Origin of the sequence: Paenibacillus glucanolyticus NBRC 15330, assembly GCF_004000885.1 — a bacterium.
In the GTDB taxonomy this organism is placed as follows: domain Bacteria; phylum Bacillota; class Bacilli; order Paenibacillales; family Paenibacillaceae; genus Paenibacillus_AQ; species Paenibacillus_AQ glucanolyticus.
This window is the reverse complement of the sequence record NZ_BIMC01000001.1, coordinates 553,858-567,166: the sequence shown is the minus strand read 5'-3', so window position 1 is coordinate 567,166 and position 13,309 is coordinate 553,858. Positions and strand designations below refer to the sequence as shown.

General features: G+C 50.8%; 15 protein-coding genes. 9 read left to right on the top strand and 6 right to left on the bottom strand.

What is annotated here, in order from left to right; translation table 11 throughout:
* Positions 1–23 precede the first annotated feature (23 nt).
* From PGL02S_RS28645 to PGL02S_RS02365, 3 genes are all read right to left on the bottom strand, one after another.
* Positions 24–257: a hypothetical protein gene (locus PGL02S_RS28645; protein ID WP_255308606.1), complete on the bottom strand. Its 234-nt coding sequence runs from the start codon at positions 255–257 to the stop codon at positions 24–26.
* Between the two features lie 88 nt (positions 258–345).
* Complete coding sequence (locus PGL02S_RS28640) at positions 346–801, bottom strand: hypothetical protein (RefSeq protein WP_235187434.1); 456 nt, start codon at positions 799–801, stop codon at positions 346–348.
* A gap of 104 nt (positions 802–905) precedes the next feature.
* Positions 906–1,652, bottom strand: coding sequence for a sulfite exporter TauE/SafE family protein (locus PGL02S_RS02365; protein ID WP_006211070.1), 747 nt, complete (start codon positions 1,650–1,652; stop codon positions 906–908).
* Between the two features lie 208 nt (positions 1,653–1,860).
* On the opposite strand from PGL02S_RS02365, the gene PGL02S_RS02360 reads away from it, so the two are divergent.
* The 4 genes from PGL02S_RS02360 to PGL02S_RS02345 are packed head-to-tail and all read left to right on the top strand — an operon-like array spanning position 1,861 to position 6,009.
* Positions 1,861–2,913, top strand: coding sequence for a LacI family DNA-binding transcriptional regulator (locus tag PGL02S_RS02360; protein ID WP_036642357.1), 1,053 nt, complete (start codon positions 1,861–1,863; stop codon positions 2,911–2,913).
* A gap of 28 nt (positions 2,914–2,941) precedes the next feature.
* Positions 2,942–4,102, top strand: coding sequence for a Gfo/Idh/MocA family protein (locus PGL02S_RS02355; protein WP_036642358.1), 1,161 nt, complete (start codon positions 2,942–2,944; stop codon positions 4,100–4,102).
* A 49-nt stretch (positions 4,103–4,151) separates the two neighbouring features.
* Positions 4,152–4,883 carry a ThuA domain-containing protein gene (locus tag PGL02S_RS02350; RefSeq protein ID WP_036642361.1) on the top strand — a complete coding sequence of 244 codons (732 nt, stop codon included), beginning with the start codon at positions 4,152–4,154 and terminating at the stop codon, positions 4,881–4,883.
* A gap of 22 nt (positions 4,884–4,905) precedes the next feature.
* A complete protein-coding gene (locus PGL02S_RS02345) occupies positions 4,906–6,009 on the top strand; it encodes a Gfo/Idh/MocA family protein (protein WP_036642362.1) in 1,104 nt (367 codons plus the stop codon).
* 299 nt (positions 6,010–6,308) lie between these two features.
* Here PGL02S_RS02345 and PGL02S_RS02340 read toward each other — a convergent pair whose 3' ends face one another.
* Positions 6,309–6,968: a pentapeptide repeat-containing protein gene (locus tag PGL02S_RS02340; RefSeq protein ID WP_006211064.1), complete on the bottom strand. Its 660-nt coding sequence runs from the start codon at positions 6,966–6,968 to the stop codon at positions 6,309–6,311.
* A gap of 81 nt (positions 6,969–7,049) precedes the next feature.
* On the bottom strand, positions 7,050–8,876 hold the full coding sequence (locus tag PGL02S_RS02335) for a DUF2334 domain-containing protein (protein ID WP_036642363.1): 1,827 nt from the start codon (positions 8,874–8,876) through the stop codon (positions 7,050–7,052).
* Between the two features lie 171 nt (positions 8,877–9,047).
* Between PGL02S_RS02335 and PGL02S_RS02330 the strand changes: the two genes are divergently transcribed.
* The 3 genes from PGL02S_RS02330 to PGL02S_RS02320 all read left to right on the top strand — a co-directional run bounded on the left by PGL02S_RS02330 (position 9,048) and on the right by PGL02S_RS02320 (position 11,215).
* Positions 9,048–9,566 (top strand): GNAT family N-acetyltransferase, encoded by a 519-nt coding sequence (locus tag PGL02S_RS02330; protein ID WP_036642364.1) that lies wholly within the window; start codon positions 9,048–9,050, stop codon positions 9,564–9,566.
* Positions 9,567–9,674: 108 nt separating this feature from the next.
* Complete coding sequence (locus PGL02S_RS02325; protein ID WP_036642368.1) at positions 9,675–10,757, top strand: redoxin domain-containing protein; 1,083 nt, start codon at positions 9,675–9,677, stop codon at positions 10,755–10,757.
* A 101-nt stretch (positions 10,758–10,858) separates the two neighbouring features.
* Positions 10,859–11,215, top strand: a complete 357-nt coding sequence (locus tag PGL02S_RS02320; protein WP_006211060.1) for a hypothetical protein — start codon at positions 10,859–10,861, stop codon at positions 11,213–11,215.
* Between the two features lie 97 nt (positions 11,216–11,312).
* On the opposite strand, the gene PGL02S_RS02315 is transcribed toward PGL02S_RS02320, so the two are convergent.
* Entirely contained in the window at positions 11,313–12,203 is an 891-nt protein-coding gene (locus PGL02S_RS02315) for a hypothetical protein (RefSeq protein WP_036642370.1), read from the bottom strand.
* Between the two features lie 369 nt (positions 12,204–12,572).
* On the opposite strand from PGL02S_RS02315, the gene PGL02S_RS28635 reads away from it, so the two are divergent.
* The gene (locus PGL02S_RS28635; protein WP_228030031.1) at positions 12,573–12,890 is read left to right on the top strand and encodes a hypothetical protein; all 318 of its coding nucleotides are present in this window, start codon (positions 12,573–12,575) and stop codon (positions 12,888–12,890) included.
* A 5-nt stretch (positions 12,891–12,895) separates the two neighbouring features.
* Positions 12,896–13,189 carry a DUF4176 domain-containing protein gene (locus tag PGL02S_RS02300; RefSeq protein ID WP_036642371.1) on the top strand — a complete coding sequence of 98 codons (294 nt, stop codon included), beginning with the start codon at positions 12,896–12,898 and terminating at the stop codon, positions 13,187–13,189.
* Positions 13,190–13,309 lie beyond the last annotated feature (120 nt).

Below are 13,309 nucleotides of genomic sequence, written 5' to 3'. Positions count from 1 at the left end.
TCCCCAATCATCATCGTTGAATTTTACACTGCACGAGTATCGGATATCATCATATCCAGAGCAAGCCGCTTTAAGCCGGCTATATAGTCTTGTTCCCAATCGCGAAGTTGCATCTCAGGCAAATGCGGTTCCGGTACGTAAGTGGAAGCCCGTTCTTTTATCGAGATCAGGGTGGAGGGGAGGAGATCATGCTCACACCACATGATGGCATCGGGATTGATTATTGCGGCAAAGGTTGCGCTCAGGCGGCCTACCACGACAGGAATGGAGTACAGGGTCTCCAGATAGGACTTGAGGTCATAGTCCTGAAAGGCTCCATACGTTGGGATATGAAAAATGACGCCATCACGAACGGGGCCGGCAAGCCAGCGGCAATCGAACGGATTTTCGGGTAGTTCCGGATCCAGTTTCCCAGCTGGGATGCAAGAGCCTCCGGTCCGCGATGGAGTATGGCGTCTTCACTGTCCGCTCGATAAGGTCGCCGTTCCAGTTGAAAAGGGTATATACGCTCTGCTCCTTCTCGTAATAAACAGCGAGCCCCAGCATGTAATCCGGATTAAAAGCATAACGATTCGCACGCCTGCCGCCACTCGATTCATCCAGTCCAAGCAGGGTGACTTCCCCTTCTTGCTTCATCTGTTCCAGCACTTTGCCAACCGTCGGGAAACTGATGCCGAGTTTGTCGCTAAGCTCTGCCTTGGTTCCACTGCCCAGTTCCAGCAGCGAGGAGCGCAGTGCGCGCCGAGCAGCGTGTTTCATGGATTGCGGCGTCGACAACGCTTTTTCTCGCGTAATGATCACGCCTCTTTTGACTTTTTAAACTGATTTAATAAATTTCTGCTGAAGATTATTGCATATCTGTTAAGGGGGCGCAAGAACAATCTTGATTCAGGGAGTCTGGACGATTAGCGAAGCAGCATGATGATCCCTCCCAGTATCGGCATGAGAATCATGGAGAATCGCAGCAGCGTTCTGGGTGCCTTGCTTGTATACTTTGCTCCGATGTACGATCCGATCATCGTACCTGCAACCACTTGCAGCAACAGCTGCCAATCGATGTACCCTGCTTGAAAATAACCGATGCCCCCGAAGAGCGCAATCGGCATAATAACCATCATGGTTGTACCTACAGCCAGCGTTATCGGCATATTGAACAGAACCATAAGCGCAAGCTGGATGAACGGAGTTGAACCGATACCGAACACACCCGACATGCCTCCAGTTATCAAACCGGAGATCAGTGCCATCATCCAAAATCTCGAGGAGCGGATGGAGGTCAGCATGGGCTTCGGCGTAAACTGCATGCGCGTCCGCAGCATAATCAGCAGGCCGGATAGAAACAGCATGATGGCTGTACATAAGACAAGCCGGTCCTCCGGAATCAGGCGAGCGGCAAAGCTGCCTGCATAAGCACCCATGGCGCCGAACAATCCGACGGCAAGTCCTGTTGATAGTATCGCATTTTTCTCTCTTAGGTGGCTGACGGAACCCGATATCATGGTGAATACCATGGCAGCAATGGAAGTGCCCAGCGCCGTATGTACAGGAATATGAAATACAGTGACCAGAAGTGCAATGATGAATCCGGATCCACCAGCACCTACAAATCCGAGAAGACCTCCCAGGAATAACATCGTGATGAAAATACTCATATGTGTCTCTTCTTCCGTTGTAAGTTTAATATCAATTTTCCTATTATACATCAAATTGTGAATGATTCGAGGTTTGATGAGGCTGGTCTGAGCGGCAGAGGGATTGTCCTGAAGGAAACCGTTAGACGTTGGACGAATTGTCGTGAAGCAGTTGACAACCGTGCAGCTCCATGAGAAAATGTACGCGCGTACATAAATTGCGGGAGGCATGATTATTATTGCTAGTCGTAAAGAGGTAGCACAGCTTGCGGGCGTGTCGGAAGCCACGGTATCCCGGGTTCTGAACGGAGTCGGACCGATCAAGGAGGAGACCCGGCTGCGCGTGCTGGAAGCTGCGGATCGGCTCGGTTATACCCCGAGTGCGCTTGCCAGAAGTTTTGCCCGCCGCCGGAGCGGCAACCTTGGGGTTGTGATGCCCTATTTGCCGAAAGCCCGCATATTCTCAGCTTATTATTTCTCCGAAATATTAAGCGGTATTGGGAGCAAGGCGCTGGAGAGCAAATATGATCTGTTGATGCTGTTCCGTGAGCCTGGCGGTTCGATGGATTACATGAATCTGTTCCGCACCCAGAAGGTGGATGCCTGCATCATTCTTGGTGCCAGGGATGATGGGGGAGAGCGGCAAGCCATTCAACAGCTGAGCGAGGGAAATCATCCTTATTGCCTGATTAATCAATACTTCGAAGGCGAGGCGTTTCATGTCATGGATGCCGATCATGTGGATGGCAGCTATCAAGCCGTTCGCCACTTGACCGAGCAGGGATTTCGAAAGATTGCTTTTCTCAACGGACCGTCCCAGTATTCCAACAGTCGCGACCGGTTGAAGGGGTATGCTCAAGCGCTGAATGAAGCGGGGATCGCGCTGGATGAGTCGCTGCTGTTCGAAGGCAATTTCAGCCGCAAGAGCGGTTATGCCGCAGCTGAGCTGATTGCAAGGCAGCTGGACCGAATCGAAGCGGTTTTTGCTGCCAATGATCGAATGGCGATTGGTCTTCAGCAGGGCTTGCGCGCGCTCGGAATTTCTGAAGAACGAATGCCTGCTTTTGTCGGTTACGACGACTCGGAAGCTGCGGAACTGTGTACCCCGCCGCTTACCAGCGTCAGAGTTCCCTTCTACGAACTGGGATGTCTTGCCGCGGCACATGTTCTCCATAGGCTGGACGCCTCCGACTCCGAGGATGAGAGCGAGATGAACGCGGTACTTCATCGGCAGCTATCCACCCGTCTTGTCATTCGTGCATCTTCGCTTCATCGAAATTAGTGAACCCTTATTCAAGGAGGAATGAAAGATGAAACAATTACGTGTCGGCATGATCGGATATAAATTTATGGGCAAAGCCCACAGTAATGCATACCGGAGCCTCCCGATGTTCTTCCCGGAGGCGTTGAAGCCAGAGATGGTAGCGATCTGCGGGCGCAATGTATCGGCTGTGCAAGAAGCGGCGGATCAGCTGGGCTGGCGTGAAAGCGTTACCGATTGGAGGGAGCTTGTGAACCGGGATGATATTGATCTGATCGATATCAACGCTCCAAGCGATGCTCATAAGGAGATTGCCATTGCTGCCGCCAAGGCAGGCAAGCATATATTCTGCGAGAAGCCGCTTGCGTTGACGCTGGCGGATGCCAAAGAGATGCTGCAGGCAGCGGAAGATGCAGGCGTGACCCACATGGTCGGGTTTAACTACAGGTTCTCGCCGGCGGTAAGGCTGGCCAAGAAGCTGGTGGACAGCGGGAGATTGGGCCAGATCTATCATTTCCGCGCCTGGTTTCTTCAGGATTGGATTATGGATCCGCAGTTTCCGCTTGTATGGCGGCTGCAGAAGGAAGTCGCCGGATCGGGTTCACACGGGGATCTCGGCGCCCACCTGATCGACCTTGCACATTATCTGGTTGGTGATATGCAGGAAGTGATCGGGATGAGCGAGACCTTTATCAAGGAGCGTCCGATTGCCAGCGAAATGACCGGATTAAGTGCAAAAGGAAGTGATGGCGGTCCTAAAGGAAAGGTGACGGTGGACGATGCGACGCTGTTCATGACCCGCTTTGAGAACGGGGCGCTGGGCAGCTTTGAGGCGACGCGCTTTGCGGCCGGACACCGAAGCACCAATTCTTTTGAGATCAATGGCAGCCTTGGCAGCGTCAAATTTGATTTTGAACGGATGAATGAGCTGGAGGTTTATTTCACCTCTGACGATGAGGATGTGCAGGGCTTCCGCCGCGTGCTGGCAACCGATCCTGTACATGATTATATGGAGGCGTGGTGGCCGCCTGGACATACGATTGGTTTCGAGCACACGTTTACGCATGAAATCCTGGAGCTGTCCAGCGCCATATCGGAAGGCAGACAGCCCGTGCCGAGTTTCTACGACGGGGTGAAGTGTCAGGCCGTGCTGGAAGCCGTGGATAAATCCATTGAGGAGCGTCGCTGGGTTCAACTGTCAGAAATGTAATTAATTCATTCGACCGACAGGGTCGGACACATAAAAGGGAGTGCTACGCATGAAAAAGGCTTTAATCGTATGGGGCGGCTGGGACGGACATGAACCCGAGCAGGTGGCCGGTATTTTCGCTGAATTGCTGCGTCAGGAACAATATGAGGTTGAGGTATCGGGCACGCTTGATGCATTGAATGATGCAAATAAGCTGCAGGCACTGGATCTGATCGTGCCGGTATGGACGATGGGCGAAATATCGAAGGAGCAGGTGGAGAACGTATCGCTTGCCGTGCAGCAGGGAACCGGTTTGGCGGGCTGTCATGGGGGAATGTGCGATTCATTCCGCAGCAACGTGGATTGGCAGTTCATGACCGGGGGCAATTGGGTTGCGCATCCGGGTAATGATGGTGTGAACTACCGGGTAGAGATCAAATCCAGCTCCAGTCCGCTGGTGGATGGGATGGAGGATTTCACCGTGGCGTCCGAGCAGTATTACCTGCATGTGGACCCGGCAGTCGAGGTACTGGCGACCACCCGTTTTCCGGTTGCGGCAGGACCGCATCTCCTGAACAAAGCGGTTGACATGCCGGTGGCGTGGACCAAGCGCTGGGGATACGGACGCGTATACTATAATTCGCTCGGTCATCATGCGGATATCGTCGACATGCCTCAGGTAAAGGAAATGATGCGCAGAGGTTTGCTGTGGGCTGCTGAGGGCAAATCGTTGTACTCTGGCTCGGATATGAGTTTGTTTACGGAAGGTCAAGGATACACAGGCATGGGAGACAGCCAATAAGCGGCAGAAGGAGACTTGGATCATGAAGAAAGTAAAGGTTGGCATTATTGGCTGCGGAAAAATCAGCGGCATTTATATGGAAAATTGCCATAAGTTTGACATTCTGGAGCTGACAGCTTGCGCGGATATCGATCGTGCCCGTGCCGAGGAGCAGGCAGCCAAGTACAACATCCCGAATGTGTACACCACCGAAGAATTGCTTGCCGATCCGGAGATTGAGCTGGTCATAAACCTGACGATTCCTGCACTCCATGCGAAGATTATGCTGGATGCGCTGCAAGCCGGCAAGCATGTGTACGTTGAGAAGCCGCTGGGTGTTACCCGTGAAGAGGGCAAGGCGGTTCTGGACCTGGCCGAGGCCAAGGGGCTCCGGGTAGGATGCGCACCCGAGACATTTCTTGGATCCGGTATCCAGACGGCTTTGAAGCTGATTCAGGACGGCCGGATTGGCACCCCGATTGCAGCGACCGCGTTCATGATGAGCCGCGGGCATGAGCACTGGCATCCCGATCCTGAATTTTACTACGCTGCCGGTGGCGGTCCGATGTTTGATATGGGACCCTACTACCTGACAGCGTTGGTCCAGCTGCTGGGACCTATCCGCAGCATTAGCGGCATGACCGGAGCGGCGCTTACAGAGCGGACCATTACGAGCGAGAAGAAGCACGGACAGAAGATTCGGGTGGATGTTCCTACTCACGTGGCTGGACTCATGGAGTTTCATAACGGCGCCATTGGCACGCTGATTACGAGTTTCGATGCATTTGGCGGCAGCACGCTTCCAAATATTGAGATTTACGGTACAGAGGGCACGATCCTGGTACCGGATCCGAACGGGTTTGGCGGATCCGTGAAATATCGATTGACCGGTGAAAGTGATTGGTCGGAAGAACCGCTGCTTCCTGGATATCACGAGAATACGAGAGGCATTGGTCCGGCCGATATGGCTTATGCCATTCGGAGCGGAAGACCTCATCGTGCCAGCGGAGAGTTGGCCTATCATGTGCTTGAAGCCATGTGGGGATTCCATGATGCATCCGATGAAGGCAAACGGTATGAGATGGCCAGCTCCTGCGACGTCCCGGCACCGCTGCCGCTGGATTTGCAGAAGTACACACTGGATTGAGAATAGGGTGACATTCATAAAGCGGCTTGCTCCGAAAGGTCATAAGACCTCCGGGGCAAGCCGCTTTATCGTCCGGACGGCTGCCTATTTAAAACGATGCGTGGACCGGGACATGCTTGATCCGTTGTTAAGTATAAAGAGCTCTCGCGGATTTCCCCGGCAGTCCCCATCGGAATCAAAACAAACTGTTCCTCCAAGTTAGGCACCTTGGTGCAGCATTTTCCTTCTGGTCATCCCGATCGCTGCGGGCGGGCAGCAGGGCTGACAATCTACATCCCGCCTGCGAGCATAACGCGCTGTTATTCCTTTACGACAAGACCGAATATTTTGGTTAAAGGAATGGCCTGATGCGGCGAAATGATGCATCCCTGCAGATCCTCCAGCGTAACGCCTATGTTATGGAAGTCCGTACGGCTTAAATCAATCCCTGCCAGCTTCGTGCCGGAGAATTGCGATTGATCGATCTGACAATCCAGAAACTCCACTTTGCTTAATTCAGAATGGTAAAAGTCCGATTTTACAAGGGAGGTGGATTGAAAGGAAACCTGCTTCATGTTAGCAAAGCGAAGCGTGGCGTAATCCCCTGTGCAGTGATTAAACAGCACATTACGGATGGTGGCTGCCGTTAGGTCTAGCCCTAGAATTTTGCAATGATTGAATTGCACGCGGTACATGATAGCCTCGCTGAGATCCACGTTGGATAAGTCGCAATGATTGAACACGATATCTGTAAGTTCGGCGTGGTGGAGGGAGACGTGCTGGAATGTAACGTTATTGAATATCATTTGATCAAACAGAACCTTGTTGGCTGCAACATATGATAAGGTTTCGTCCTGACAGGTGGATTGCTCAAATGAAGCTTCATCGTCGACACCTGCATCGGACAGGATCAAAGGTTCAAGCTGCTTGGGGAGTTTGGGCTTCACGATTTTGACGGGTGCTGAATGGTTGGATGGCATGATCTTTCCTCCAAAATGGGAATAAGGATGATGAACTTCCGGCTAATCGCAGGCTTTATTGTATAGAAGTATATCATGTCCTTAATCCATTGTCCGGTCCTTGATGTTGATCGCAGCATCCAAAGTTCCGCCAAGAAGCTGGGGCGACCATGCCAGCAGACTGACTCGGCCTTTACCGGTCAGATCGCCAACAAATGGGATCATCTGTTCTCCAGATATCCATGGGCCAAATAGAGCTTCGCGTGGACCGAAGGCGGCTCCCGAGCTGTAGTGAACAGACCAGCTGCCCGTTTTATGATCAACAAGCACCAAATCCTCATACCCGTCGCCATCTACATCACCAAGCCTCACCGACAGCTGCGAGTCGCTCAGGTTATGGGCCGAATACCATATACCGGCATCCAGGAGGTCTCTGCAACTGCTTAGCCAGACCCGACAGGTTCCAGTGGCGGGATTCCAAACGACGAGGTCATCCAGGCCGTCCCCATTCACATCCCCTATGCAGGGAATTTCTCCTTCACGTACAGCAACCTTGTTCTGAATAACAGGAGTAGCAAAGCCGCTCCCGAAACTGTAGGCAATGGCGGCTTTTCCGCTGCGAGGATTCCATAAACATAAGTCATGCCTGCCATCCCCGTCAAAATCACCGGTCAAACACTCCCAGTTCATGACTTCAGCTTCTGACAGCCATGCACCCGCCGGGCATAAGGTGGTGCCTGTGCCAAGGGCGACCTCGCACAAACTAAGCTTCCCATACCACACGGCCGTATCCATCCTTCCGTCCCCATCATAATCCCCTGTCATAGCCGTGCCGCCCGGATGGAGCGGCCAACCCGTCAATAACGGGCGTATGGACAACACGCCGTTATGGAGCCGAAGGGGAGCATCGAATCGAATAGTCGCTATGCACCATAGGTTGTCGGTTTCACTTCGAATAAATAACTGATCTGGCTGCCGAATTCTTTTGGCAAGCAGCAATGTCGGGTGCTTGATTGTGAGTTTATTCAGCAAACCGCTCTCCCTGAAATCCGGTATGAACGGGGTCAGCGACGTTAGGGGGACAAAGGATTTATGCTCCTGTTTGAAGGACCGAATGATTCTTCTGAGGGGCGAGTTCGGATCATAATGCACAGTACCGTTAGCACGAAGGTGAATATATGAGAATTCGAGATACGGGTGGTAGAAAAATGACGCGAGATCCTTCCCGCCCGTATAGTCCTTTATGGTTTGCCCGATACGAGCTACATCTTCTTCGATGTTGTCACCTGCAACGTAATAGAGCGGGGTAGGTACATAGAGGGTTCCGTTCGAGAATGGATCGTCAGGGTCGAGTTTGAGTACAGGCGTCCTCGCATCCGGTGCGGAAGGCGGGGATTCATATAGAATGCCGTTACAGATCTCGATGATATGCCGTTGGACGGGGGAAGCAGTATAGTGGGGAGTTTCGAACCAGCCGGCGGCCAGATCGGCAGCTCGGAAGGCATTCTCGGCTAGCTGAACCCGCTGATACGCATAGGATTGCTGAAGCAGCAGGAGAGACGTGAGAGCATCGGACCGATCATCGGGGGGACAATTGGCGCTGCAATCGGGATAGGCAAACTCGAACCCGTCTCCGCTGACCGAGTCCTCGTATTGATGCGTATATCCGTGCATGCCGAGCGAGGCGCCAAGAGTGAGCAGCGTTCTGAGCATAAGGACAAAACGAAGGGAAACATCATTTTCCGCATCGGTTATAGACCTGTCAATACTCTGTGCTGGATCGACATAACGCGGGATGATCGCAAGATGGAAGGGGATTCCTTCATTATGTAGGAACTGAGCGATGACAAGTAATTTGGCTTGTTGTTCCTCACTCTCGTAATTTCCTCCTGGCCCGATATCTTCAAGGCGTATTAGTGCTTTATTCATTCAGATGTGCTCCTTTCCCGGATACACTGGATCGTAATGCGGAGTATATCCATATATTTATGCGGGGACGGTGCACCGTGCCATTTCTGAGGAACGGTGTTTCACGAAAAAGAGGATCAAATGACTGTCAAGCGAATACAAAGAGAAGAAAAAACGAGCAGGAGGAAGAACATGCAGATCAGATACGCTAATGAACATGACGCTGAAGGTATTGCCAAGGTGCATGTGGACAGCTGGAAAACAACCTATAAGGGAATTGTGGACGATCGCTTCTTACAAGCGCTGTCTGCCGCCGATCGTGTAGAGGGCTGGCGCTGGAAGCTGGCGAACATGCCGGAGGACGAGCAGCTGCTTGTCGTGGCCGATGAAGACGGAAAGGTGTACGGGTTTATGTCTTACGGCACAGAACGCGAGCAGAAGATGCCTCATGAAGGAGAACTTTACGCCGTCTATCTGTTGGAAGAGATTCAAGGGCAAGGCTATGGAAACCAACTGTTTGCCAGGCTGAAAGAGTATATGAATATGAAGGGATACACCTCCTTATTGGTCTGGGTGCTTGAAGGCAATTCGGCAGAACACTTTTATAGACATAAGGGCGGACAGGAACAGAAACGAAAAGAGATTGTCATCGGCGGGAAAACCCATACCGAGATTGCATTGCTGTGGGATTCCATTGACAAGATCACATAATTCAGGCAATCCTCTTAAAGTTTACATCCGTGCGGCAATCTACTATGATTAACATATATACCCCTGTGGGTAATTATTAATCCTTGTCATATCGTAGGAGGTTCGCATTTGAGTATTATTCCCATAGGTCCTTTGATGATCAGGTCAGATATCGTTCTCTTCCTTATCTGTGCTGCGGCCGGGCTTGCAGCACTTCGAATTCGCTTGCGCCAGGAGCCGCAGCGGGAATGGGTCCTTGACATTTTTTTGACTGCGCTGATCATTGGTTTTATCTCGTGGAAATTCGGCATGCTGCTGTTTGATCCAATCCGAACCCTTCAGCATCCGACGTCCCTTATTTATATGACGGGCGGAACCCGAGGCATCTGGCTGGGGTGCATCCTTGCGCTTCTCTATGTTGGTCTTCGATGGAATAAGAGCAGGGTAAATTCGGGTCTGCTGCTCAAGTCGGCTATGTTGTCGGCATTCGCGAGCGGACTGGCAGGATCGATATTTCAGTGGCTGTGGGCGGATGGAGCGAGTGTAACGATTTCGTTGTTCTACATTGTATTGTTCGGTGTTCTGCTTATCCTGAGCTGGCTTCAATTCCAAAAGCCGCTAACCCATTACCTTACGCTCGGTTTAGGGAGGAACAGGGCAGTGCTGCTTCTCATGTCAGCTCTGTTCATATGGGTAATCTATGACTTTGCCTCCAATTCGGCCAGCGAGCAAGATGCCGGTGCTCCGAGTCAAGGAGAACATGCGGATCATATTATCGAGGGCTTGAAGCCAGGACTTCGCGCACCGGACGTCGCACTCCTGAACCTGGAAGGACAGAAGGTAAAGCTGTCGGATTATCGCGGACAAACGGTTCTTCTTAACTTTTGGGCATCCTGGTGCCCGCCTTGCAAGGTAGAAATGCCATATATGCAGGATTTTTACGATAAGCATCAAGACGAAGACGTTGTGATTCTGGCAGTTAATATGACGCATCTGGAAACTAACATGAGCGAGGTGCAGGCTTTTGTCGAGCAGAACGGTTTAACCTTTCCTGTTCTATATGACCGGAACGGGGAGAACACAAAAAGCTATGAGGTCGTAGCCTATCCGACTACCTATGTGATATCGCCAAACGGTATCATTTCGGAGCGGTTTCAAGGGGCGATAAACGAAGATCTGATGGAACAAGCCTACCGTAAAGCGCGTGAATAAGCAGGGTGAAAAGGCGGAATTTTGGCTTTGTGGACATTTATCTCTGCCGACTTCCCTCCAGCAGGAATATAATACACAAACGCTTGGGAGGGGGAAAAAAAGTGCAACCAATACCAATATCGGCAGACGGATGCAGAAATTACGTCGGCAAATCCATCTGCGCTGTCATGCATGATGGAACTGAAGTCGTGGGGACTATTCGCGGTGTACATGATCGAGGCCTCGAACTCGAATTTGCGAACCCATCCGCATATATATTGTCCACAAAAGGCAAAAAAGGCAAGAAGTCTTCAAAGTCAGCTAAAAATGGTGCGCAAACATCCGCATTTGCACCATATGGCTACGGCGGTGGCTATGGCTATGGCGGTGGATACGGAAGAGGATACGGCTGGGGAGGCAATGTATTTGCTTGGGAAGCCATCGCTCTGTTATTCCTCATTCCATTCTTGTTTATCTAAAATAGAGAAAGAACCTCGTGATCACCGGCAGATGATGTTTTATATAGAAGAGACAGGGCATGGGATATCCCAGCGCTGTCTCCTTTTTAATTCCGGATTATATATTTCGGGCATGGGAGCTGAGTAGGGCTGAAGCCGAAGCATTGGTTTGTCTCAGGAGCCATATGACAGGAGTAAATGCGATGAGAAAACAGCTTCCGGCCAGAATCGGAAGTAAAGACCATTCGGCAATGGAATAACCGAGAAGCGTTTGCCAGCCGATGGCAACCAATCCAAGGAGATAAGCGATGCCACTCATATGGATGAGTATCGGTTTGGCTGCAGGATTGAAGGATTTTCTCAAGGACAGCCATGCTACGAATGGGATTGCTTGAAGAGCATGAAAGCCTAACCCATGGAGCCAGATGATGTTACCGCCGATTCCGGTGAAGCGTCCAGCATTGATGGATATCCATATGCCGGCTGCAAACGAAATCAGCACCGCGATCATGGCATAACGAATGCCAAGCACAAGCTCAGGGTGTGCTTTTATCGCCTGTTTCCGGAAGTACTGAAGCCCAAAAATCAGATAGAGTATCAAGAGCAGCAAAGCCACGGCGGAGAAAGAAATCGCTATGACCACATCAAAGGTGGAACCGTTCTGAACGAACCTCGGATTGACACCGCGGAAATTTTGTACCGTCTCGGCAAAATAGGAAAACAAAACGAGAAAAATATAACAGCAGCGGAAGATGGACTTGCTTCTCGGTCTTAAACCGGATACCGGCAAGATCGCTGCGGTTGAAATCGTGAATATTCCCAGCGCCGCAGTAAAGGAAATTGCTTTGGAGACATCGCCATCGGGGGCGACAGGTCCTCCATTCAGCAGGACCCATATCCCGCAAATTCCGGCTAATAAGAAGCCGATCAGCCCTGCAAGCATAAGCCAGGTCTCCTGCTTATACAATTTGACAAATTGGTTGGTTGTTCCGTGTGAAGGTTGATTCATATTGATTAACATCCTCTCCGTAATGATGAATTGCTTATAATTTACAGGAGAAAGGCTGCCTTATTAACGGGCTGGGGATGTAATCAATTACCGTACCTGGGAATGGTTCCTATCTGGGCTTAAGGAGGGGATAGGGGATAACGGAGGGGATGGTGGTCTTCAGGAATTAAATCTTAGCCAGTGCTAAATAACTAGTGTGAGCAGCCTAGAAATGAACCCTTCGCTTGATTGTTCCTTTCCTGAATACCTACTAAAATTGAAAAATATGGTTATTCACTTGAAGGATCGGTTAATAGTGTAAGGATTTGAAATTTGTATTTGGACTGCCTAACGAGAACGGGCAGCATGACAGAAGGGGCGTCATTTTTTATGTCCAATCGAATTTTGGTTACACCCGAGCAACTGGAGCAGGTCTCGGCACAATTTGCTCAGTCTGGTCAACTAAGCAGTGACATGGTGGAGCGGGTAAAAGGAGGCAGAGTGCCGATGAACGATAGACAGAGGAAGTTCAAATACATAATGACGGTCATTGGCATAGTAGGCGTGCTCGGCACGGTTGTTCCCAATTTACTGAATGCGGAATATGCGGCCGCGGAAAAGGCAGTGATCTGTATATCCTACCTGGTGGGAGTCCCGCTTGTAGTTTCGTTGGTTTATTGGGCAGGGAAAAGGATAATGAAGGGTTGATAATCATGGAACAGCAGCTGCTGCCGATAGGCTCGGTGATCAAATTCAAGGAATGGGATCAGACGGGGCGGATGCAGAATGACTCCAAGACGTTGAAGCGTTGGGATTATGTCGCCTGCTTCTACCCTCATGGCAATCTGACGAAGGATTCCAATATCTTTTTTAACCATGAGGATATATCGGAGGTTGTATTTAGGGGATATATTAACGACGATGAAATCGCATTTCGCGATGCGCTGATTGAAGGGATTGAAAAAGCCGATCAAATGGCGCAATCCGCAGGCGCGGATAAATCATAGCTCTATTACACAGCAGCTCGGTATGGAGGCATCTCCAGCGGAGCTGCTTTTTTGTTTTCAGAGGAACGTGTATTAAATAACAAAACAAAAAAACAGATAAATGATCTTTGTTTATTTTTG

Excerpts from the sequence above, each read along its gene's own strand:
- PGL02S_RS02340 (WP_006211064.1), bottom strand. The coding sequence starts at position 6,968 with ATGCCATCCAACCATTCAGCACCCGTCAAAATCGTGAAGCCCAAACTC.
- PGL02S_RS02300 (WP_036642371.1), top strand. The coding sequence starts at position 12,896 with ATGGAACAGCAGCTGCTGCCGATAGGCTCGGTGATCAAATTCAAGGAA.
- PGL02S_RS02355 (WP_036642358.1), top strand. The coding sequence starts at position 2,942 with ATGAAACAATTACGTGTCGGCATGATCGGATATAAATTTATGGGCAAA.
- PGL02S_RS02335 (WP_036642363.1), bottom strand. The coding sequence starts at position 8,876 with ATGAATAAAGCACTAATACGCCTTGAAGATATCGGGCCAGGAGGAAAT.
- PGL02S_RS02350 (WP_036642361.1), top strand. The coding sequence starts at position 4,152 with ATGAAAAAGGCTTTAATCGTATGGGGCGGCTGGGACGGACATGAACCC.
- PGL02S_RS02345 (WP_036642362.1), top strand. The coding sequence starts at position 4,906 with ATGAAGAAAGTAAAGGTTGGCATTATTGGCTGCGGAAAAATCAGCGGC.
- PGL02S_RS28635 (WP_228030031.1), top strand. The coding sequence starts at position 12,573 with ATGTCCAATCGAATTTTGGTTACACCCGAGCAACTGGAGCAGGTCTCG.
- PGL02S_RS02330 (WP_036642364.1), top strand. The coding sequence starts at position 9,048 with ATGCAGATCAGATACGCTAATGAACATGACGCTGAAGGTATTGCCAAG.
- PGL02S_RS02360 (WP_036642357.1), top strand. The coding sequence starts at position 1,861 with ATGATTATTATTGCTAGTCGTAAAGAGGTAGCACAGCTTGCGGGCGTG.
- PGL02S_RS02365 (WP_006211070.1), bottom strand. The coding sequence starts at position 1,652 with ATGAGTATTTTCATCACGATGTTATTCCTGGGAGGTCTTCTCGGATTT.
- PGL02S_RS02315 (WP_036642370.1), bottom strand. The coding sequence starts at position 12,203 with ATGAATCAACCTTCACACGGAACAACCAACCAATTTGTCAAATTGTAT.